The sequence below is a fragment of the Nocardia sp. NPDC003269 genome (assembly GCF_042888005.1).
Taxonomy (GTDB): domain Bacteria; phylum Actinomycetota; class Actinomycetes; order Mycobacteriales; family Mycobacteriaceae; genus Nocardia.
In genome coordinates this window covers 597,121-618,136 of record NZ_JBIAPA010000004.1, presented here as the reverse complement: position 1 = coordinate 618,136, position 21,016 = coordinate 597,121, and the positions used below count along the sequence as shown (strand labels likewise).

The window sequence follows — 21,016 nt, the reverse complement described above, 5'->3', positions numbered from 1 at the left end:
CCGATCGCTGTACTACGGTCGGCCTGTGCGTGAGCTGCGGGTCGGGTGTGCGATGTGGCAGCACCCACAGTGGCAGCAGCGCCAGCTCGCGCCCGGGGAGCGGCTGCGGACCTACGCCGGGTACTGCGGCGCCGTCGAGGGCAACACCACCTTCTACGCGACCCCGTCGGCCGCGACGGTCGAGTCCTGGGTCCGCCAGACGACGCCCGACTTCCGGTTCGTGCTCAAGCCACCGCGCGCCGTCACCCACGAGCGCAGGCTCGTCGACGCGCAGGGCGAGCTCTGGGCCTTCCTCGACGTGATGGCCCCGCTGGCGGCGCGGGTGCACGCGCTGTGGATCCAGCTGCCCGCGTCCTTCGGACCCACCGACCTGGGCGCGCTGGCCCGGTTCCAGCGCGAGCTGCCCGGCGGCCTGCGCTGCGCGGTGGAGGTGCGGCATCCGGCGTTCTTCACCGACGAGCGGGCGGCGGTACAGCTGGAACGGGTGCTGGGCCGGATCGGCGCCGAATGGGTGCCCTTCGACACCACGGTGCTGTTCGACGGACCGCCCGGCGACCCGTCGGAGTACGAGGCGCGGGCGAAGAAGCCCCGGGTGCCCCGGCGGATGCGGGCGCTGACGGAGTACCCGATCGTGCGCTACCACGGGCGCGCCGACGAGGAGCGCACCGTCGCGGGCTGGGCGCCGTGGGTCGAGACCGTCGCGCAGTGGCTGCGCGAGGGCCGGTCGCCGACGGTGTTCGTGCACACCCCCGACAACGCCGCCGCGCGCGGACTGGCCCGGCGCTTCCACGACGCGGTCGGCGCCGTCGTGCCCGATCTGCCGCCCCAGCCGACGCCGGCGCCCGACGGGCCGATGACCCTGTTCTGAATTCCGCGCACACCTGTCGGACCCTCGTGGCATGCTGTGCGCCAGCACTGGGGAGTGGGTGGGCGGACTCGAAGGGGACGAGTGATGTCTACGGATCGACTGTCGTTGTCGCGGGCGCCGCATTGCGAGCCGGGTCTCGCCGATCAGGGGGCGGATGTCGTTGTGCCGCATCGTGTTTCCATTCAGCGCCGCCGACATTCGGGCGGGGCGCCGTACGGGGTGCGGCGGGCGGTGCGCGCGTCCTGTGTGCAGGGCACGCGTGGCCGAGTCGAATCCGGCACCGGGGCAGAGCGATTCGCCGAACAGGTGGTGCGGCTCGTGCTCGAGGTGGTCGACCGGCGCAGGCAGGCCGACCAGCTGCGGTCGGTCAGCGATCCGCTGGTGCTGGCCGCGGTGCGCACGATGCTCGCCCAGGACCTGGTGCCCGGCCGGGAACTCGGGGCCGCCGCGCTGACGCGGGTGCGGGTGACCGCCGCCGATCCCGGTGGCGCCGAGATCTTCGCTTCCTATCAGCGCGGCGACCGGACCTTCGCCGTCGCGGGGCGGATCGAATCGGTCCGGGACCGGTGGCGATTGGTGGCGTTGCGGCTGTTCTGAGTCAGCGGCGCGCGCCGACCCCCGAGAAGTCGCGCGCCACCCGGTGATTGCGATCGGCGAGCGTGCCGAGGGCGTGGTCGGGTTGCAGGCCGAAGTACTGCCTGCGGGTCCGGTCGGTCCACGCCAGCGCGGCCGCCGCGGCGATGCGATGGAAGTGCGCCGTGTAGCCGTGCTCGTAGATCCGCAGCAGGGTGTAGCCGCCCGGATACTCCTTGGCCGCGGCGACCTCGAGGAATTCGACCCGGCCGGAATCGGGGCGGCTCATCCGGTTCCGGTGCGTGTGCCCGCTGTGGTGCAGGAACACGCCGGGCGCGGCCTGGTAGATCGCCTGCAGGGCGTGTGCGCTCGCGCGGTCGAGGACGAAGCCGGGGCCGCCCGGATTGCTCAGTGCCGCATAGCGGGTCACCGGGTGGTGGCCGAAGATCAGTGTCGGCTGGTCGGGGGCGGCGGCCAGGATCTCCCGCAGGTGGGCCAGCTGCGGGGCGCGTACCGTGCCGCCCGCGCCGCGCCCGCGGGTGGTGTCGAGGCCGATCAGCCGCAGCCCGCCGAGGTCGTGGCAGGTGAGGCGCTGGTGGGCGTGGAAGACCCAGCCCCAGTGGTCCTCCCGGCCGCGCGCGACATCGTGATTGCCCCGGCACACGAGGTAGTCACGGCCGTTACGGCCCCAGGCGTCGAGGCGGGCGCGGATGCCCGCGGACTGCTCGGCGGTGCCGCTGTCGGTGAGATCGCCCGCGACGACGAGGTGGTCGGCGGCGCGTTCGGGCCGCCGCAGATCGTGCAGCAGGGCGTCGGCCATCACCTCCGGGTAGTGGCCGTCGTCGTGGCGCAGACCGGGTGGCAAGCCCGCGACGATCAGGCCGCTGCGGTCCTCGCCCCAGTGCAGGTCGTTGGCGAGCGCGATGGTCCGCAGCAGCCGTCCTGGCGGCGGTGGCGCGGTCCGCACGACCCCGGTGACCTCCGGCGTGCCGGGCCTGCGGGTCACCCAGGTGCGGCCCGCGACGGCGCGGACACCGTCGGAGTGGGCGGTGAAGCGATAGCGGCGACCGGGTTCGAGCCCGCGCACCTCGGCGTAGTGGTACGCGGTGCGGCGGGGATCGGCGAAGACCGGCACCGGTGCCGCGGTGCCGTCGGCCGGGGCGAGCCGCACCTCGGTGTCGGCGGCCGCCGGGCGCGGGATGCCGGACCGGTCGCGGCGCCGGGTGGTCCAGGTGAGGATCAGCGTGTCGTGGGTGATGGTCACGACCTCGAGGTCGGTGGCGACCAGGCGATCGCGCGTCGGCACGGCGTCGCGCGGGCGGGCCAGCGGGGCGCGGACGGTGGCCGCCGCCGCGCCGGACGCCGCGTTGACCAGCCATGCGGTGTGCAGTCGAGGATCCACGCCGAGCTCCGTTCGCCGTCTACCGGGGACGGTACGGGTGCCGGTTGAACGCGCGTGGACGCCGATGTGGCCGTCAGCCACCGTGGTCGTGGCGAAATCGCCGGAGCTGGAACGGTCCCCGCCGCCCGAAGAACGGGGCCCGTCTGCCGCGCCGGACCTGGGGGAGGGTGGGTGTGAACCCGGGCGCGGCCGTGGAGCTGTGGTGCGCCGGTTCCGTGGCCGGTCTCGGGCAGCGCACCGACTGTTATTCGGTGCGCGGGCGGTTCCGGCTTGGTTGCGCGCCACCGCTTTCCGGTGCGTCGCCGTCGGGGCCGTCGGGCAGCCTGCGCGCGCCGTTGGCCACCTCGACGATGAGATCGTCGTAGCCGCAGGCCAGTTCGTGCAGGCGCAGCTGCGCGGCGCGTAGTTCGGACTCCGCGCCGCAGGCCAGCGCGCGATAGGTGAGCGCGGCGAAGTGGGCCATCCGATCGACGACGGCGCCGATGCTCTCGGTGTGCATCGGCGCCGTCGTGTCGGGCCTCGGGGAGCGGATGACCACCCACCGGTCGATCTCGCAGACCAGACGTGCCCGCGCCCAGTCGATCTCGCTGGTGTCGCCGGGGACGAGCTGTTCGCGGCGTTCGTGCAGGCCGGCCAGTTCGTGCGCGGCGAGCAGGACGGGATCGCCGTCGCCGGCGAACCCGCACACCGCCTGCATCATGTGCGCACGGTCCGGCAGTACCGGTTCCTGTCCGGGAGCACCCGATGAACCGCCGTCCGTGTCCACTGTCGCCGCACCGTCCTCGTCGCCCCGTTTGCACCGCTTCCGAAGGACATTCGTCTCCGCCGCAGGTCCGGATAGGTCACGAAATGGCAGCTCAACGGCGAAAACCAGCTGTGCGCAGGAGTATTACAGGCTCCTGGCGATGATTTCCTTCATGATCTCGTTGGTGCCCGCGTAGATCAGCTGGACGCGGTTGTCGACCCACATCCGCGCGATCGGGTACTCGTTCATGTAGCCGTAGCCGCCGAACAGCTGCAGGCAGGTGTCGGCGATCTGCATCGCCTTGTCGGTGGTCCACCACTTGGCCATGGCGACGGTGGGGATGTCGAGTTCACCGCGCAGGTGCTTCTCGATGCAGTCGTCGATGAACACGCGCGCGATGCGAGCTTCCGTGGCGACCTCGGCCAGCTTGAACTTGGTGTTCTGGAAGCCGAACACCGGCCGGCCGAACGCTTCGCGCTCCTTGGTGTAGCGCAGGGTGTGCTCCAGCGCCACTTCCATGCCGGCGACCGCGCCGTGGGCGACGATCAGCCGCTCCTGGGGCAGCTGCTGCATCAGCTGGATGAAGCCCTGACCCTCCTGGGTGCCGAGCAGGTTGGTCACCGGGACGCGCACGTCCTCGAAGAACAGCTCGGAGGTGTCCTGGCCCTTCTGGCCGATCTTGTCGAGCACGCGGCCACGGCGGAAACCGGGGCGATCGGCCTCGACCAGCACCAGCGAGACACCCGAGGCGCCCTGAGTGGGGTCGGTCTTGGCGACCAGGATGATCAGGTCGGCCTGGGCGCCGTTGGTGATGAAGGTCTTGGACCCGTTGATGACGTACTCGTCGCCGTCGCGGATGGCCTTGGCCTTGACGCTCTGCAGGTCGGAGCCGGTGCCGGGCTCGGTCATGGCGATCGCGCCGACGACCTCGCCGCTGGCCATCTTCGGCAGCCACTGCTTCTTCTGCTCCTCGGTGCCGTAGGCGAGCAGGTAGTGGGCGACGATGCCGTTGTGCAGGCTGACGCCCCACGAGGTGTCCACCGCGCGGGCCTGCTCCTCCATGAGGACGGCCTCGTGCGCGAAGGTGCCGCCACCGCCGCCGTACTCCTCCGGGATCGACAGACACAGCAGGCCCACTTCACCGGCCTTGTTCCACAGGTCCCGGTCCACGTGGTGCTGCTCGCGGTACTTGTCGATGTTGGGGACGAGTTCCTTGGCCATGAAGGCACGGGCGAGGTCGCGCAGGGCGTCCAGGTCCTCGTTCATCCAGCTGGACCGGTTCACGGCCATCGAGTCTCCTTACGGCTCGGCACAGCACTGGCTCAGGGGTGACCAGTGGTTACAGATACAGTGTGGACCACTATTGGCGAAGTGGCAATAATGAATTTTTTCCGGCGCGAGGCCGAATCGGAACGGTACCTTGACGGCGTATAACGCATGCCCGATTCGCGTTGTCCGCGAACATTGTTCGACAACGGATCGGCACCGAAGGTGCGAAAACAGTGGTCCGCGCGGAAGTCGGCGATTATCTTTCGGGGTCGGGCTACCGACCGGTATCGCCTGCGCGTGTCGCCCGCGGCGCGCCGGGAATGGGGAGCGGTGTCGGAGCATCGGTTTCGCACCGGAGGGTGTATGGACTATTAATGGCGTGTGCCGTTCACACGTGTGGTCACCCGTCTGCCTTCGCGATGCCGGGGCGGTGGTCAGGCATGACCATCGAGTCTCCCGTCGAGGACGATGTCAGTCAGCTCGCCCAGCGAGTGGAACGGGCGCGTGGGCGCCTCGCCTACCAATTCGATCCCGCGCTGACCGACGCGCTGTCCGAGGACGAGCTGCGCGCGGAGCGGGAACTCGCCGAACGCATCCGTGAACAGGATCGCGAACAGCGCTGGAAGCACACCCAAGCGATGGCGCAGGCCTCCGACCGGGCCAGGAGCACCACCGAAGCGATCGAGAAGGCCGACATGCGAGATCTGCTGCTCGCCAGGAAGGCGATGGCCGCCCAGCGGCGCGAATCGAGCCCGCACGCGAAGCTGGCTTCGCTGTACCGGCATCGGTCGTGGTCGCTCAAGGCGCTGGCGGGCGTCGTCGGCGCCGGCATGTTGTGGTCGGCCGTGAACGTGCAGCACAACATCGCCCCCGGCGGTCCCAGCGATCCGCTGTACTGGTTCAGTTACCTGCTCGAGGCCATGATCAGCGTCTGTCTGATCATCATCATGGTCGGCACGAACAAGGTCGCCGAGTGGGGCGTCATCGACAACCGGCGCCAGGTCGCCCTGGCCGAGATCGCGCTGCTCGGGCTCACCGTCACCCTCAACACCTATCCGTATGTGCGCGACGGTCGTTGGTACGACGCCGCGGTGCACGCCGTCGCGCCGGTGATGATCGGTGTCGCGCTGCTCATCCACGACGCCGCCAGCGCCAGGTACGGCCTCGCCATCACCAGGGCGACCAGCCAGGTCAGGGACATGCCCGACCCGGCCGAGAGCATGCTCAACCGGCAGTCCAGCGAGGGCGTGCGGCTGACCTATCAGCCGCCGATGACCGGTCAGGCCCGCGCCGAGGCGTTCGCCGCCGACCAGGCCGCCGCCACCGCGCCGATCACCCGCGAACCCGCCTGGGCGCCCACCGAGCCGATCGCCAACGGCAACGGCAAGCCCACCGAGAAGCGCAAGCGGTTCGGCATCGGCAAGCCGGGGTCGGACAAGGCCGCGGCCAAGAAGACCGTGTCGCAGGCCCCGGTCGTGGCGCCCGAGCCGGTCGAGGCGGTCAAGCCCGCGGAGCCGGTGAAGTCCACCGATTCGGTGCCGGCGGCCCGCAAGAGCACCATCTCCGATATCGAGGCGCGCGTCGAAAAGGCCTTCGCCGAAGCCAACTTCGGCTACGAGGCGATCGAGCCGGTCAACGTCTACGACACCGGCCAGTTCCGTATCGCGGAGAGCCTGGAACAGGAACTCAACGCGATGCGGGAGGCCCGCCGCCAGGCCCGCAAGGAGCGCGCGGGGTCCTGACCACCGGCTGAATCGAGCCGCTGATTCGTGCTCGCCGAGCACGGTCGGCGGCTATCGTGCTGCGAATGAACGGGCGTGCGTTCGTCATCGGGGCGGTCGGTCTGCTGTGCGGCTACCTCAGCGGATACGTCATCGGACACACGCGGACGAACGTCGCCGTCGTCGTCCGGGACGGGCGGGCGAGCTGGTTCGGGTCGGGGCCCGCGTCGGCGGCGGTGATCGCGGCCGTCGTCGCGGTGGGCGTCGTCGTGCTGCTCGGCCGGTTCCGGGCGCGGTATCTCGTCGCGGTGGCCGCGGGGATGGCCGGGCTGGCGATGGTCGTGGCGATCGCGGCATTGCAGTCCGCCGGAACCTGGTCCGAGCAATGGGTTCTCGGCAGTATCGGGGCCGGTCTGCTGATCGCGGCCGCGGTGCTGCGGCCCGGCGGGCAGACCTGGTTCGTCGTCGGGTCCATGATCGCGGTGCTGTACGGGGCGCGCATCGATGACAGCGTCGAGCTGTCGCGGCGCTACGCCGACTATCTGAGCACCCGCACCGTGCCCGACCTGCCCGACAGCTGGCCGCTGCTGGTCGCCGCCCTGATCGCGTTGCTTGCGGCGGGTTTCGTGGTGGGCCGGGAGCGGATCGAGCCGGTGTCGCCAGGGCGTGCGGTGGCCGTCGGCGCCGGTGTCCCGCTGGGCGCGGGCGCGCTGATCTGGCTGGTGGGGGTGCTGCCGGGCAATCCGTCGGTGACCGTCGCCGTGGTGGCAGTCGCCGGGGTGGTCGCGGTGAGCTGGTGGCTGCCGCGGGCCGAGGCCGTCTACGTGCTGACGATCCTGGCGATCTCGGCCGCGATCGCCGTCGATCCGGTGGTCGGCGTCGGGCCGGACCGGATCGGGCTGTCGATCCAGATCGGCGTGCTGGCGGCGGGCGCGCTGGCAGGCACGGTGTGGCGGGTGCCGGTCGCCGGGATCGGGCTGTGCGCGCTGGTGACGCTGGGCGGCCTGGTGTCCGCGCTGGTCGGCGGCTCGGCGGTCGCCGAACTGGCGTTCCGGTTCGTCCTGCCCGCCGCGATCGGATTCGCGGTCGGCGCCTGTCTGCCGGTCTCGCCGCTGACGGTCATCGGGATGTCGGTGCTGCCCGTGGTGGCCCGGCTCTTCGAGAACAGCCGGGCCACCTGGCAGTCCGACCTCGAGCCGGGCTGGACGGCGTACACGCCCGACACCTACGCGGTCACCACCCGCACCGAGCTACCGCTGGCCGCGGCCACCGTGGTGATCCTCGGCTGCGCGGCGCTGGCCGGGTGGCGGCTGCGCGCTACCGCCGACCCGGGCCGACCCGGCGGTCAGCCGAAGATGCCACCCGAGTGACCCGCCTGCTGGCCACCACCGGTACCACCGACGAAGCCGCCCGGCGGCAGCTCCGACGGCTGCACGATGACGAAGCCGCGCCCGCTGAACGCGAGCGTGCTCGCCTCACCCGTGCTGCGGCCCATCAGCCTGCCCAGACCGAACGAGTCGTTGCGCTTGATCCCGGTCTGCAGGCTCGACGACCACGCGACCGCGGCGTTCGGGTCGGCGAAGGTGGCCTGGTCGACGGTGAGGACGACGGGCGTGCCGTGGGTGGTGATGGCGATGCGGCCCCGGCCGGTGAACACGCAGTTGAACAGGCCCGCGTTGGACGCGTAGCCGGCCGCGCCCTGGACGCGGCCGATGTCGTAGCGCAGGGTCGAGTCGAAGGCGAGCACATTGGCGCCGTTGATGGTGAGGCCGTCGGAGCCGTCGAGGTCGATGATGTGCACGTCGGCGGCGCTGTTGGCGACGAACAGGTCGCCGCGGCCGGTGACCTTCATCAGCGGCACGCCCTCACCGGTGAGGTGCTGGCGGATGGCGCGGCCGATGCCGCCGGAACCGAGCGCCTGGAACTGCAGGTCGCCCTGGTAGGCCACCATCGAGCCGGCCCTGGCCATGACCTCGCCGTTGAGGCCGACCTTGATCATCTTGCCGCCCTGCTTCTGGATCCCGAGGCCGTTGACCTCGGCGTGCGAGGGGTCGAACAGGTCGCTGTGCACGGGCGGGGCTCCTTGCTGGGAAGGGAATGGAGGCTGCTGGGCGGGAGTTCCCGGATACGGCGGTGGGACGGGTGCGGCCTGGCCGGGCGGGAATGCCACGGTCGGCGCGCTCGGTGGGTAGGCGGGTGGGGGGCTCTGTGGATGAACAGGCGGCGGGGCGGGTGCGGGCGGTTCGGGTTCGTCGTCGAGGTTCACGCCGAACGCCGAGGCGATGCCGGCGAGCCCGTCGTCGTAGCCCTGCCCGATCGCCCTGACCTTCCACGCGTCACCGCGCCGGTAGATCTCGACACACACCACACCGCTCTCGGTGGTGAGCCGGGGAATCGGGAAAGTCAGTGTGCCCGAGGACGATCCGATCGTAGTGGTCAGCTCGCCGACGGCGGCGAAGGTGGCGGGACCGCGGCCGTCCAGGCTCGCGGTCACCACCACCTTGTCCACGTCGGCGGGTAGCGCGGAGGTCCGCACCTGCACCACGTCCGGTCCGCCGTTGCCGTGCCGGTAGACGACGCCCGGTCCGGTCGGCTGATTGAAGAAGACGAAATCGGCGTCCGAACGCACGACGCCCGCGCTGTTGAGCAACAGCGCCGAGACGTCGACCGGGGCCGAGCTCGCCACGGTGACGGTCAGTTCGTCACCGGGCGCGGGGCGGTTCTCGCCGGGAGCCAGCGCGGTCACGACACCACGACCCAAGACCGGGTGGTTTGTCCGATTCGAAATCGTTCCACGGCCTCGATAGTGCCGTGTGCGCCGCCGCCGCGCCAGCTGCCCCTGTCAGCGCGGCTGTTCCCGGTCCAGCGGGATTTCCAGGTGCACGGTCTGGAAGCCGTCGTGCGGGCCGCGCGCGTCGTGCACGACCCGGCCGAAGGTGAGCCAGAACTCCAGCGCGCCGGGCGTCCGCGCGTCGGTGTGCAGGTACAACCGCTCGAACGACGGAGTGGCCCGCACGTGCTCGACCGCCGCCTCGACCAGCCGGGTGGCCAGGCCGCGCCGGTGGTGCTCGGGCCGGACGTAGACCCGGAACAGCTGCGCGGTGGTCGCGTCGGGATAGGCCAGAGCCAGCTCGGCCGGATGCGGTGGGTGCGCCGGTCCCTGCGCCCGGATCGCCGTCGTCGCGACGATCGCGCCGTCGTGTTCGGCGACCCAGAGCCGATGGCGGGGATCGCGCAGGTACGCGGTCTCCGGATCGATGACGTCCTGGTGGTATTCGGGCAGGTAGCCGATGCCGAACACGCGATAGAAGGTGTCCAGCATGACGCTGCGCGCGCCCGCCAGATCGGCGGGTCCGGCGGGCCGGACGAGGTAACCGGTGGTGGTCGCGCTCGTCATCGGACCGCCGCCAGTTCGCGGTCGAGCACTTCCAGCCCCTCGACCGCGACCGGTCCCGGCCCGGTGTACCCGAAGGGCGCCACGATGATCCGGTTCTCCCGGATCGCGCGCAGTCCGGCGAGTTCGGGGCGCTGGCGCAGTGCGGTGCGGACCGCGTCGGGCGTCTGGTCGCCCTGGGTGAGCAGGATGATCACCGCCGGATCGCGGGCGATGAGGGTCTCGGTATTGGCTTCGAAGTTGCGCTTGTCGATGCCGCCGTAGATGTTCTCCAGGCCGAGGATCTTCATCTGGGCGTCGACGGTGCTCTTGGCGCCGTAGGCCTTCAGCTGGGCGCCGTCGCGGGAGATGATCAGCGCGGCGGCGGGGGTGCGGGTGGCGGCCGCCGGATGCCGCTGGGTGACGGCGTCGACGCGGCGCCCGAGTGCGGCGACCTCGGCGTCGGCGGCGCTCGCGGTGCCGAAGAGCTTGCCGTAGAGCGCGATATCGGCGAACACGTCCTCGAAGGTGCCCGCCGCGTCGCGGCAGTAGCCGCGGGTCACGATCAGCGGGATGTTCACCTGGGCGAGGTCGTCGGGGGTCACCGAGAGGCCCTCGACGCTCACCACCAGGTCGGGGGAGCGGCTGATGATCTCCTCGCGCGCGAGTTCCGCGGTGGGCGCGGTGATCTCGATGCCCCGCAGCCGCTCGCCGTATTCGCCGGGGAAGGCGGCGGCTTCGAAGGTGCGGGTGACGATGCGGTCGGCCGCGCCCGCCGCGGCGATCAGCGGTGCGGCGATGGACCCGACGGTGACGACGCGCTGCGGCGGCGCGGCGAAGGTGACGTCGCGGCCGCAGCTCGAGATCGTCATCGGGAAGCCGCCGCCGGCCGGGGTGGTGGCCGGTGCGGGCGTACCGCAACCGGCGACGACGGCACTGGTGAGCAGGGCGAGCACGGGCAGCGTCGCACGGTGCGACGGACGGACACCTGAGAACACGGTGATCGGTTTTCCTTTCGTGGAGCGAAGAATTCAGGAAGCGGAGGGCGCCTGGAGGCGGCGGATGAGCACGAGCAGCAGGGGCGCGCCGACGGCCGCGGTGACGATGCCGATGGGCAGCTCGCGCGGCGCGAACACCGTCCGCGCGGCCACATCCGCGACGACCAGGAACAACGCCCCCAGCAGACCGCTGACCACCAGCAGCTGCCGGTGCGCCGCCCCCGCGCAGAGCCGGGCGACGTGCGGCACGATCAACCCGACGAAGCCGATGGCCCCCGCGACGGCCACCACCGCGCCGACGGCCAGCGCGACGATCAGCAACGCCAGCAACCGGATCCGATTCGGCGCGACGCCGAGCGTGCGCGCGGTGTCGTCGCCCGCGGCCAGCGCGTCCAGGCGTGGCGCGAGCAGCAGCACCGCCACGGTGGCGGCCGCGACGACGGCCACCGTGGTGGCCACCGACGACCACGCGGCGGGCGCGAGCGAGCCGAGCAGCCAGAACAGCACGGTCCGCGCGCCTTCGGGCCGGTCGGAGGCGAAGATCAGGAAGCTGGTCGCCGCGGAGAAGATGTAGCCGATCGTGACGCCGCCGAGCAGCAGCCGCAGCGAGGTGAGCTGCCCGTTGATCCGCGCGAGGAGGAACAGCAGCGCCGTGGCCGCCAGCGCGCCGGCGAACGCGCTGGCCGCCAGGGCCGTCGCCGTGGTCGCCGCGGTGATCCCGAACAGCAGGTACACCGCGGCACCGGTCGACGCGCCGGAGGTGACACCCAGGATGTGCGGATCGGCCAGCACATTGCGCACCACGGTCTGCAAGACCGCGCCGGTGATCGCCAGCGCCGCCCCGACGAGCGCGCCGAGCAGCACCCGGGGTACCCGCACCAGCCATACGATGGAGTCCTGCGCGGCGGTCCAGTCGGCGGTCGCCGGATACCCGACGGTGTGGTGGCCGATGATCCGCGCGACCGTGCCCGGCGGCACCGCCACCGGCCCCAGCCCCGCGGCCACCAGCAGGGTCGCCACCAGCGCGACGCCGAGTCCCGCGCCGAGCAGGAGCGCGCGGCCCCGATGCCGGGCGTGGTCGAGATCGTCGACGGCCGGGGCCGCGGTGAGCGTCGCGGTCATCGCGCAGCCGCCTCTCGGGTCGCGGGCGACGGTGTGTCGGCCCTTGGTACGCCGTGGTCGGAGCGGTCGGAGCCGGGTCCTGGCACCTGCGCCGATCTGTCAGCCGGAACGGCTGCGCGAGCGTCGGCCGGGGCGTCGGTCGACCTGTCGACAGGGGTGGTCGCTGGTTCGTCGGTCGGGCCGAAGAGGAGTTGGATCGCGCCGAACGCGGTGGTCCGGCGGACCGGGATGCCGTAGACGGGTTCGAGGACCTCCGGGGTGAGGACGTCGGGCACGGTGCCCGCGGCGGCGACGCAGCCGCCGTCGAGCAGGACGAGCCGGTCGCAGTAGCGGGCGGCCAGGTTCAGCTCGTGCAGCACGACGATGGTGGTGGTCGCGGTGAGGGCGCGGACCAGGCCGAGCAGTTCGTGCTGGTACCGGATGTCGAGGTGGTTGGTAGGTTCGTCGAGCAGCAGGTGATCGGCCTGTTGGGCCAGCGCCCTGGCGATCAGGACGCGCTGACGTTCGCCGCCGGACAGGGTCGCGAAACGGCGGTCGGCCAGCGCGCGCGCCCCGACCTGCTCGAGCGCGGCCGCGGCGGCGACCCGGTCGGCCCGCGAATACCCTTGGAACGCACCGACCCACGGCGAGCGGCCGAGCAGTACCGTCTCGGCCACGGTGACCGGCGTATCCGGCGGTGCTTCCTGGGCGACCACGGCGAGCCTGCTCGCGAGCGCCCGCCCGCGCAGCTGGTCGACCGGCGTCGTATCGATCACGACGGTCCCGCCCGCCGGGCGCAGCGCGCGATACATCAGCCGCAGCAGGGTGGACTTGCCGGACCCGTTGGGCCCGATCAGCCCGATCGTGCTGCCCTGCTCGACCTGGAAGGTGATGCCGTCGAGCGTCGTTCGGCCGTCGTAGGTGAAGCGGATCTGGTCGACGGTGATCATCGCGGAGTGCTCTCTGCTCGGGGGTGGGGCGAGGGATGGACGCGGTCGCGGGGCGTGTCGGCCGTGGGCCGCCACGAGTGGTGCACCGTGACCGAGCAGGCGAAGCTGTCGCAGATCCGCCGCGCGGCGAGGACCTGCGCGCGCAGGCGGGGATCGCGGTCGGCCAGCAGGATGCCCGTGGTGGTGCCGCTGTGCGCGACGACCACGCCGAGCGCGCCGATCGCGCGCGCCGCGCCGATCGTGGCGTCCAGGTGCGGCCGGTCCCGCAGCGTCGCGCTGAGCACCGCGCTGCGGGTGGCGACGGCCCCGATCCCGGCGAGGTCGCCGCGCGCGACCGCGACGCCGAGCGCGCTCAGCAGCCGGTCGTACTCGTGCTTCGCGGCCGAGCCGAAACACGGTCCGGCGCGGTTGAATTCGACGGTGTCGACGGCGCCGCCCTCGTCGCCGGTGACGATGGTCAAGGGCGGCAAGGTGCCGAGCCTGGCCAGCAGCCTGACCTCGCGATGGAAGTAGGCGACGGTGCCCGGGTACATGACGCCGTCGGAGGGTTCGATGGCGCGCAGGTCGGCCTCGAGTTCGTCGACGGGCACGGTGCGGCCCTCGGCGTCGGCGATCGCGCGGGCGGTGGCGACGAGGTCGGCGGTGGAGCTGGCCAGTCCCTTGCCCTCGGGCAGCTCGCTGTGCAGCGTCAGCCGGCCGCCGCGCAGTACGCGGGACCGGGCGACCATCGCGCGGGCCAGCCCGCGTGCCTTCGATTTCCGTTCCGGCACCACGGTGATATCGTCGCCGCCCGGTTCGAAGACGGCCACGGACCCGCGCCGGATGGGCAGGGTGACCAGGAAGTGCCGATCCCGCGCGGTGACACCCTGCAGGAGTTCTCCGCAGCTGCCGTAGGCGCGCCCGACGCCGATCCCGGTGGCGGTGAGGTCAGCGGACATCGGCGGCACCGTCTTTCGCCGCGGTGTCGTCGACAGCGGGCTCCGCCGTCGGCTCGCCGGGACCGGGCAGTACCCGGCGCCGGTGCAGCCGCAGCACGGCGAGGGCCGACAGCAGTCCGGCGGCGGCGCAGAGCACGGCGGGCGGCCAGGTCAGCGACCCGCCCGACCGGTCGAGGACGGCGCCGGTGACCGAGGTGCCCACGACCGTGAACACCCCGGACGCCAGATAGAACGCGCCGAAATAGGTTCCGGTGAGCCGATTTCCGGCGAAGCGGCCGATCGCCTCGTTCACGAACGGCTGCACCGCCGTCACCCCGAGGGCGAGCAGCACGGCGGCCGCCACCACGGGCGCGACCCGGATCACCGTGCCCGCCAGACCATCTCCCGCCGCCGCGACGAGTCCCGCGACGGCGGGCGGCACCAGGAACGACAGCCCCATGACCGCCATCCCGAGCGCCATCGCCGGTCCACGGTGCGGTCGGCGCGCCAGCACCGTGGTGACCCGCACCTGCAACGCCACCACCGCGATCGTCTCCACGACGAACAGCGCGGCCACCGCGGCGGGACCGTGCCCCGGCCCCGCGCTGTCCTGGGCCTGCAGGGTGAACACGAAATAGATCTGGCTCTGCAACGCGAACATCGGCATCAGGGCGAGAGTGAACGCCCAGAAGCGCCGATCGGTGAACACCGTCGCGAAGTCGGCCCCGACCCCACCCTCGTGCCGCGGCACCGGACGGGCGGGCAGCAGCAGCCACTGCACCACCGCGAGCACCGCGAAGATCGACGCCGCGACCAGCGCGGACAGCCGGAAACCCGCCGCGATCAACACGGTGCCGAGCACCGGGCCGATCGCGGAGCCCGCGTTGCCGAACACGTTGAACAGCGCGAACGCCTGCGCGGAGCGGGCACCGCTGTCGCGGGCGATGAAGGCGCGGACCGCCGGATTGAACAGCGCGCCCGCGAAACCCGTGAGCACCGACGCCGCCAGCACCACCGGCAGCGACCCGCCGACGGCGAACAGCGCGAAGCCGAGCGCCCGGATGGCGAGCCCGGTCATGATCACGCCACGCGCGCCGAGCCGATCCGCCGCCGAGCCGCCGACCAGGAACAGACCCTGCTGACTCAGATTGCGGACCCCGAGCACCACACCGACGACGGCGGCCGAGAGGGCGAGGTCGTCGAGGAGATAGTCCGCCAGGAAGGGCACGAGCAGGTAGAAGCCGATATGCCCGACGAGGTGATTCACCAGCAGCAGCCGCACCGCGCCCGGCATCGCGCGGAAGGTGGCGAGCCCGCTCATCCGGCGGCCCTCGCCCCGAAATCCGGTGTCCCGGCGACACTGTCGGCGACCCGCGCCACCTCCGCGGCGGGATCGCGCACGACCGCGCAGCGGCCCCAGCCGGTGACCTCGGACCCGGTGGGCGAGGCGAGCTCGGCCGGTGCGTGCGCGTACTCGCCGAGCAGATCGTTCGCCCGGCACCAGCCGTCGTCGTAGATGGTGCGCAGGTAGCGGTGCGGACCATCGGGAAACACGGTGAGCACCCGGGCCGCCGGCGCGCGCTCGGCGGCCCAGCCCGCGACCAGAGCGGCGGCCCCCGTGCTCCAGCCGCCCGCGATCCCGGTCGACGCCGCGAGCCCCCGGCACGACGCGACCGCCTCGCGCGCGCCCACCCAGTGCACCTCGTCGAAGTCGGCGTAGGCCACATTGCGGGGCAGGATGCTGCTGCCGAGACCACGCATGAGCCTGCGCCGGTCGGGCTGGCCGAAGATGCGGGAGCCGACGGCGTCCACCCCGATCACCCGCAGGTGGGGCCATCGGGTGCGCAGCACCCGGGTGAGTCCGGCGCAGTGCCCGCCCGAGCCGATCGAGGCGACGAGCACGTCGACGGCGTCGACCTGGTCGAGGATCTCCGCGCCCATGGCCTGATAGCCGCCCGCGTTGTCGGGGTTGTCGTACTGGTCGGGCCAGTAGGCGCCCGGTGTCGCGGCGAGCAGTTCGGCGAGCCGGTCCAGCCGGGCCCGCTGCCAGCCGCCGGTCGGATGCGGCGTACGGACGACGTCGAGCCCGATCCGGTAGGCCGAGAACAGCGAGCGCAGTTCGGGTTCCAGCTCGTCGTCGACCACGAGCAGGACCGGATGCCCGAGCGCCTTGCCCGCCAGCGCCAAGCCGAGGCCGAGGGTGCCGCTGGTGGACTCGATGATGGTCGCCCCTGGCGCGAGCTCACCGCGCGCCGCGGCGCCCCGCAGCATCGACACGGCCGCGCGGGCCTTCATGCCCGCGACGCTCGCGGCCTCGAGTTTCGCGGTGTACCAGCTGTTTTCGGTGGGCACGGGCACGGCGGGCGTGCCGCCGATCAGCTGGAGCAGGGCGGGCTGCGGTGTCGTCATGAGCGCTCTCGATAGGTGACGACGGTGCTGGGTCCGCCGTCGAGGGAGAAGAACGGATAGGGCTCGGCCGAGACGGCGTGTACGCCCGCGCCGAGAAACCACGGCAGCACCGCGCTTCCGGTCTGCGCGAACATCACCAGCGGCAGCTCCCGCTCGACGGCGACGGCCCGCAGCGCGTCGAAACTGCCGTTGCCCAGGGTCATTCCGGTGACCAGCAGGGCGTCGTAGCCGGTCGGCGCCGCCGCGACGGACTCGTACACGGGCTCGTCCCACTCGGTGACGCCGCCCGCGAGATCGCACGGCAGATACCCGATCGCTCGTGCCCGCAGTTCGGCGAGCAACGAGCCGACCACCCCGACGACCAGGACGTCGCCGACCCCGGCGGGCAGCAGATCGACCACGGCGGCGGCCCGGTGCCGGGATTTCGTCAGCGATGTCGGCCCGTCGATGCGCACCGGTCGGCCCGCCGCGCCCGCCGCGTGCGGATGCGGATGCGCGTGCATCAGATAGGCGTCCAGCGCGGCGATCCTGACCTCGGCGCGCGGATGCGCGAGCAGCTCGGCGATCGGGGCCGCGACGCAGTCGTCGACGAGTTCGGCGGTGGCCGTGCCGGGTTCGAGCCCGCACGAGCCGACCGCCGCGCCGAGCCGGATGCTCAGTACCTCGTTGCGGTAGCCGCGGGTCCGGCCCGGATGACGGGTGCCGTAGGTGGTGCGGAACGCGGTCGAGGCGTGCAGCGACGCGGCGTCGGGCCCGAGCAGCCCGGTGCGCGCCCACTCGGTGAGTTCGGCGACCGAGGCGGGACAGGCGGCGACGGTCATGCCGCACCCTCCGGTGTGGCGAGCGCGAAGCGCAGGTCCCCGATCAGTGTCCGGGCCAGCGCGCCCGCGCCACCGGGCTCCGTGTCGGTGACCATGACATGACCGAGGTAGCTGTTGTTGTCGGTCGCGGGCCGCACCCGCGTCCCCGGCGCCGCCAGGGTGTACTCCACGATCCGGGGGTCGTCGGCCCAGTGCGCCGCGCCGTCGACACCGTCGAGCTCGCCGGTCCCGGTGGGCACCGCGAACGCGACCGCCGCGCTCGCCACGTCGCTCGGACGCGGTGTCAGATCCGGGGTCCCACCCGCGGCCACCTCGGCATACGTTGCCGCCAAGTCGATTCCGGTGACGCGCCGGACGAGTTCGGTGATCCGGTTGCCCGCAGGGCGCGGGTTGACCTCGATCAGCCGCGGGCCCCGCGCGCCGAGTCTGATCTCGGTGTGCGCGACGGTCGCGTCCAGACCCAGCGCGGCGACGGCCGCCAGCGCGAGCTCGACCACGGCCGCCGTCTCGGCCGCGGGCAGCGCGGCGGGGAACATGTGCCCGGATTCGATGAACGCGGGCGCGCCGGTGAGCTGCTTGTCGGTCACCCCGATCACCGTGGTGCGGCCACCGACGGTCACCGTCTCGACACTGAATTCCGGTCCTTCCACGCACTCTTCGAGCAGCACCCGCGGTGAGCGGCGCTGGCCGCGCGCGTTCACCGGGAAACCGGCGATCCGGTCCACCGCCGCCCGCAGTTCGGGCTCGTCCTCGACCCGGCGCACGAACATCCCACCGCACAGATCGACCGGCTTCACCACCAGCGGATAGCCGAGACCCGCTGCCGCGCCGATGATCTCGTCCCACTCCTGGGCGACCGCGAAGTCGGGTCCCGCGACGCCGGCGACCCGGCAGATCTGCCTGGTCCGGTCCTTGTCGCACGCGTCGGCCACGGCGGTGCGGCCCGCGCCCGGCAGGCCGAGGTCGGCGGCGATTGCGGCGACCGTCGGCAGGTAGTAGTCGCAGGAGGTGAGCACGCCGTCGAAACCGAAGACCTCGTGCAGTTTTCGCACGTACGGCAGCAGCGTGGCCTCGTCGTTGGTCTCGGCGGTGAACACGTTGTCCGCGGCCAGCAGGGGGTGCGGCGACGGTGTGCCCGGCCGGAGATAGTGCGCGAGATCCCTGGTCAGGAAGCTGAATCTGTGTCCGGAATCCCGGATTCCCGCCGGGAGCAGGGTGCTCATCGAGCCGACCCAGCTCTCCACCATCAGCAGATGTCCCATGTAGCCTCCCAGCCGCCAGCAAGGTGCTAATGATAACCATTATCGTTAGGATTGCGACAGTCGAGCGCTCGCTCGACCGGAAATGATGAGGAAAATCGCATGTTGATGAGGAAATTCGTTGTGCCCGCCGTGCTTTCGCTGGCCGCCCTGACGGTGGCCACCGGCACCGCGCAGGCGCAGGCGCCGGAGCGGCCGGTCGCGTTCACCGCGCACGCCACCGAGACCGCGTCGATCATCGAGGTCGAGCAGGGTGGCCTGGTGGTCGCGGACGGCGCGCTGCAGGTGCGCGACCTGGCCGGCACCGTCGTGGCCGCGACACCGCTGACGTTCGCGGTCGACGATTTCGAGTTCCCGATCGCCGCCGAGATCACCGGCCGCACCGCCACCCTCACCCCCCAGCTGAGCATGGACAAAGCCGTCTACAAGCCGGTCGCCCTGCCCTTCGAGGACAAGGCACCCTGGAAGTCCGAATACGACCGCGAACAGGCCGCGTGGTCGCGCATGACCAGCACCATCTCCCTGGGTGCCTCCATCGGCACCCTGGTCGGTGGACTCGGCGGCGCCGCCGTCGGCTGCGTCCTCGGCGGCATCATCGGCGCCACCGTCGCCTCGGCCACCATCGTCGGACTCTTCGGCCCGTTCCTGCCCGCCGCCGCCGTCGGCTGCCTCGGCGGCATCCTCGCCATCGGCGCCCTGGGCACCGTCGCCGGACAGATCTTCGTCACCGCACCGGTCGCCCTCGGCGCCGCGATCCAGTACTTCACCACGATCAACCAGCCATTCACCCCACCCGCCAAGTAGGCGAGGGTCCCGTGGCCCGCTGGTCACGGGACTCTAAGGGTTTCTCGAGGAAATTCGTTACCGCCGCAAATGGCCACCGGATCGCATTACGCTGCGGCTATGAGCACTACCGTCCATGGATTCACCGATGATGCCCTCGGCACGCTGGATGCCGTCGGGGTCGCCGCGGCGTTGCGGGCGGGGGAGGTCGGCCGGGCGGAGGTGCTCGAGGCCGCGATCGCGCGGACCCGGCGGGTGGACCCGAGCCTGGACGCGGTGCAGGTGGCCTGCTTCGAACGGGCCGCGTCGGCGCCGGAGACCGCGGGCGTGTTCGCCGGCGTGCCCGCCTTCGTCAAGGACAACACCGATATCGCCGGGCTGCCCAGCTGCCACGGGTCGGCCGCGTTCACGCCGCGCGCGGCCACCGCGACCAGCGGGCCCGGCGCGCAGTTCCTGCATTCGGGTGTGGTCGTCATCGGCAAGTCGACGCTGCCGGAATTCGGGCTCACCGCCAGCACCGAGTTCGCCGGCCGGGCGCCGACCCGCAATCCGTGGAACATCGAGTACTCCGCCGGCGCGTCCTCGGGCGGTTCGGCGGCACTGGTCGCGGCGGGCGTCGTGCCGATCGCGCACGCCAACGACGGTGGCGGCTCGATCCGGATCCCGGCCGCGGCCAACGGCCTGGTCGGCCTGAAGCCCACCCGCAACCGGTTGCTCGACCAGCCGGGCGCCCGGCAACTGCCGGTGCACCTGGTCGCCGAGGGCGTGGTGACCCGCTCGGTGCGCGATACCGCGCACTATCTGGCCGCCGTCGAACGGTTCGGCGCGAATCCGAAGCTGGCGCCGATCGGCCTGGTCGAGGGGCCGAGCGCGCGGCGGCTGCGGATCGGGCTGATCAGCGAGGACGTGCTCGGCCGCCCGGTGCACCCCGACAATGCCGCGGTGCTCGCCTCGGCGGCGGCGATCCTGGCCGGCCTCGGCCACGAGGTCGTCGAGATGCGGCTCGACGTGGAGCCGCGGTTCGTCGAGGACTTCAAGCGGTACTGGGCGATGATGGCCGCCGCGATGACGCTGTCGTTCCGGTTCGGGCACCGCGACCACTTCGACGCGGGCAAACTCGACCCGTTCACCAGCGGCCTGATCGGGCTGGCCAAGCGCAATCCGCTCGGTGTCGCCGCGTCCACCTGGCGGCTGCGGTCCGGAACCGCCACCTACGACCGGCATTTCACCGACGTCGACGTGCTGCTCACCCCGGTGCTGTCGCATCCGGCGCCGCGGATCGGCGAACTGGCGCCGGGCCAGCCCTTCGACGAGCTGTTCACGAAACTGGTCGACTACGTGGGCTTCACGCCGCTCAACAATGTCGGCGGCGGGCCCGCGGTGTCGCTGCCGCACGGGCTGCTCCCGCACGGGCTGCCCGGCTCGATCCAGCTCGCCGCCCGGCGGGGCGACGAGCGATCGCTGCTCGACCTGGCCTACCAGCTGGAGGCGGCGAGCCCGTTCCCGCGCATCGTCGACCGCACGGCGGCCGAGGGCGCGGCCTGATCAGCTCTGGCGCACCGCGACATTGATCGGGCGCAGCCGGCCCGGGCTGGCGGTGCCCGCCTCGAACGCCCAGTGCTCGCCGTGCCAGCCGGGGAACTCGGTGTGCCAGCGGCCGACCAGGCGCGGGTCCTCGAGCGAGTCGATGACACCCGCCGAGCCGGTGTACTGCAGCCGCTCGTACTTGTGGCGGGTGATGGTGTCGACCGTGGCGACGGTGGCAAGGGTTGACATGACGATCCTGTCGGGAGGGTGGGAAACGGTGACTGACGTGACGAGGCGCGT

The 21,016-nt window shown here is 72.0% G+C and carries 20 protein-coding genes; 6 read left to right on the top strand and 14 right to left on the bottom strand.

Annotated elements, in window-relative coordinates; genetic code table 11:
• The first annotated feature begins 25 nt into the window (after positions 1 to 25).
• Together ACFYWJ_RS31260 and ACFYWJ_RS31255 are read left to right on the top strand one after the other, a co-directional pair.
• Positions 26 to 868 (top strand): DUF72 domain-containing protein, encoded by an 843-nt coding sequence (locus tag ACFYWJ_RS31260; protein WP_355276602.1) that lies wholly within the window; start codon positions 26 to 28, stop codon positions 866 to 868.
• A gap of 84 nt (positions 869 to 952) precedes the next feature.
• Positions 953 to 1,465, top strand: coding sequence for an Rv3235 family protein (locus ACFYWJ_RS31255; RefSeq protein WP_355276604.1), 513 nt, complete (start codon positions 953 to 955; stop codon positions 1,463 to 1,465).
• 1 nt (position 1,466) lies between these two features.
• On the opposite strand, the gene ACFYWJ_RS31250 is transcribed toward ACFYWJ_RS31255, so the two are convergent.
• The 3 genes from ACFYWJ_RS31250 to ACFYWJ_RS31240 all read right to left on the bottom strand — a co-directional run bounded on the left by ACFYWJ_RS31250 (position 1,467) and on the right by ACFYWJ_RS31240 (position 4,878).
• The gene (locus ACFYWJ_RS31250) at positions 1,467 to 2,843 is read right to left on the bottom strand and encodes a metallophosphoesterase (protein ID WP_355276606.1); all 1,377 of its coding nucleotides are present in this window, start codon (positions 2,841 to 2,843) and stop codon (positions 1,467 to 1,469) included.
• 244 nt (positions 2,844 to 3,087) lie between these two features.
• Positions 3,088 to 3,543, bottom strand: coding sequence for a DUF4254 domain-containing protein (locus ACFYWJ_RS31245; protein ID WP_355276608.1), 456 nt, complete (start codon positions 3,541 to 3,543; stop codon positions 3,088 to 3,090).
• Between the two features lie 189 nt (positions 3,544 to 3,732).
• Entirely contained in the window at positions 3,733 to 4,878 is a 1,146-nt protein-coding gene (locus ACFYWJ_RS31240) for an acyl-CoA dehydrogenase family protein (RefSeq protein ID WP_355276610.1), read from the bottom strand.
• 419 nt (positions 4,879 to 5,297) lie between these two features.
• Between ACFYWJ_RS31240 and ACFYWJ_RS31235 the strand changes: the two genes are divergently transcribed.
• Together ACFYWJ_RS31235 and ACFYWJ_RS31230 are read left to right on the top strand one after the other, a co-directional pair.
• Positions 5,298 to 6,599, top strand: a complete 1,302-nt coding sequence (locus tag ACFYWJ_RS31235) for a hypothetical protein (protein ID WP_355276612.1) — start codon at positions 5,298 to 5,300, stop codon at positions 6,597 to 6,599.
• Between the two features lie 65 nt (positions 6,600 to 6,664).
• Positions 6,665 to 7,948, top strand: a complete 1,284-nt coding sequence (locus ACFYWJ_RS31230; RefSeq protein WP_355276613.1) for a hypothetical protein — start codon at positions 6,665 to 6,667, stop codon at positions 7,946 to 7,948.
• Here ACFYWJ_RS31230 and ACFYWJ_RS31225 read toward each other — a convergent pair.
• The 10 genes from ACFYWJ_RS31225 to ACFYWJ_RS31180 all read right to left on the bottom strand — a co-directional run bounded on the left by ACFYWJ_RS31225 (position 7,924) and on the right by ACFYWJ_RS31180 (position 18,409).
• Positions 7,924 to 9,324, bottom strand: a complete 1,401-nt coding sequence (locus ACFYWJ_RS31225; RefSeq protein WP_355276615.1) for an AIM24 family protein — start codon at positions 9,322 to 9,324, stop codon at positions 7,924 to 7,926. The two genes, ACFYWJ_RS31230 and ACFYWJ_RS31225, sit on opposite strands and share 25 nt — an antisense overlap.
• Positions 9,325 to 9,420: 96 nt before the next feature.
• Positions 9,421 to 9,975, bottom strand: a complete 555-nt coding sequence (locus tag ACFYWJ_RS31220) for a GNAT family N-acetyltransferase (protein ID WP_355276617.1) — start codon at positions 9,973 to 9,975, stop codon at positions 9,421 to 9,423.
• Complete coding sequence (locus tag ACFYWJ_RS31215) at positions 9,972 to 10,949, bottom strand: ABC transporter substrate-binding protein (RefSeq protein ID WP_355276619.1); 978 nt, start codon at positions 10,947 to 10,949, stop codon at positions 9,972 to 9,974. The genes ACFYWJ_RS31220 and ACFYWJ_RS31215 overlap by 4 nt, the downstream gene beginning before the upstream one ends.
• Positions 10,950 to 10,982: 33 nt before the next feature.
• On the bottom strand, positions 10,983 to 12,071 hold the full coding sequence (locus ACFYWJ_RS31210) for an iron ABC transporter permease (RefSeq protein WP_355276621.1): 1,089 nt from the start codon (positions 12,069 to 12,071) through the stop codon (positions 10,983 to 10,985).
• Positions 12,068 to 13,000 carry an ABC transporter ATP-binding protein gene (locus ACFYWJ_RS31205; protein WP_355276623.1) on the bottom strand — a complete coding sequence of 311 codons (933 nt, stop codon included), beginning with the start codon at positions 12,998 to 13,000 and terminating at the stop codon, positions 12,068 to 12,070. The genes ACFYWJ_RS31210 and ACFYWJ_RS31205 overlap by 4 nt, the downstream gene beginning before the upstream one ends.
• Entirely contained in the window at positions 12,997 to 13,938 is a 942-nt protein-coding gene (locus ACFYWJ_RS31200; RefSeq protein ID WP_355276625.1) for a hypothetical protein, read from the bottom strand. Before ACFYWJ_RS31200 ends, ACFYWJ_RS31205 begins: the two co-directional genes overlap by 4 nt.
• Positions 13,928 to 15,238, bottom strand: a complete 1,311-nt coding sequence (locus ACFYWJ_RS31195) for an MFS transporter (RefSeq protein WP_355276627.1) — start codon at positions 15,236 to 15,238, stop codon at positions 13,928 to 13,930. Before ACFYWJ_RS31195 ends, ACFYWJ_RS31200 begins: the two co-directional genes overlap by 11 nt.
• On the bottom strand, positions 15,235 to 16,326 hold the full coding sequence (locus ACFYWJ_RS31190) for a pyridoxal-phosphate dependent enzyme (RefSeq protein ID WP_355276629.1): 1,092 nt from the start codon (positions 16,324 to 16,326) through the stop codon (positions 15,235 to 15,237). Before ACFYWJ_RS31190 ends, ACFYWJ_RS31195 begins: the two co-directional genes overlap by 4 nt.
• Positions 16,323 to 17,147, bottom strand: coding sequence for a hypothetical protein (locus ACFYWJ_RS31185; RefSeq protein ID WP_355276631.1), 825 nt, complete (start codon positions 17,145 to 17,147; stop codon positions 16,323 to 16,325). The genes ACFYWJ_RS31190 and ACFYWJ_RS31185 overlap by 4 nt, the downstream gene beginning before the upstream one ends.
• Entirely contained in the window at positions 17,144 to 18,409 is a 1,266-nt protein-coding gene (locus ACFYWJ_RS31180) for an ATP-grasp domain-containing protein (RefSeq protein WP_355276632.1), read from the bottom strand. The genes ACFYWJ_RS31185 and ACFYWJ_RS31180 overlap by 4 nt, the downstream gene beginning before the upstream one ends.
• 105 nt (positions 18,410 to 18,514) lie before the next feature.
• Between ACFYWJ_RS31180 and ACFYWJ_RS31175 the strand changes: the two genes are divergently transcribed.
• Together ACFYWJ_RS31175 and ACFYWJ_RS31170 are read left to right on the top strand one after the other, a co-directional pair.
• Positions 18,515 to 19,210 (top strand): hypothetical protein, encoded by a 696-nt coding sequence (locus tag ACFYWJ_RS31175; protein ID WP_355276634.1) that lies wholly within the window; start codon positions 18,515 to 18,517, stop codon positions 19,208 to 19,210.
• 99 nt (positions 19,211 to 19,309) lie between these two features.
• A complete protein-coding gene (locus ACFYWJ_RS31170) occupies positions 19,310 to 20,734 on the top strand; it encodes an amidase (RefSeq protein ID WP_355276636.1) in 1,425 nt (474 codons plus the stop codon).
• On the opposite strand, the gene ACFYWJ_RS31165 is transcribed toward ACFYWJ_RS31170, so the two are convergent.
• The gene (locus ACFYWJ_RS31165; protein WP_355276638.1) at positions 20,735 to 20,965 is read right to left on the bottom strand and encodes a hypothetical protein; all 231 of its coding nucleotides are present in this window, start codon (positions 20,963 to 20,965) and stop codon (positions 20,735 to 20,737) included. It lies immediately after the preceding gene.
• Positions 20,966 to 21,016 lie beyond the last annotated feature (51 nt).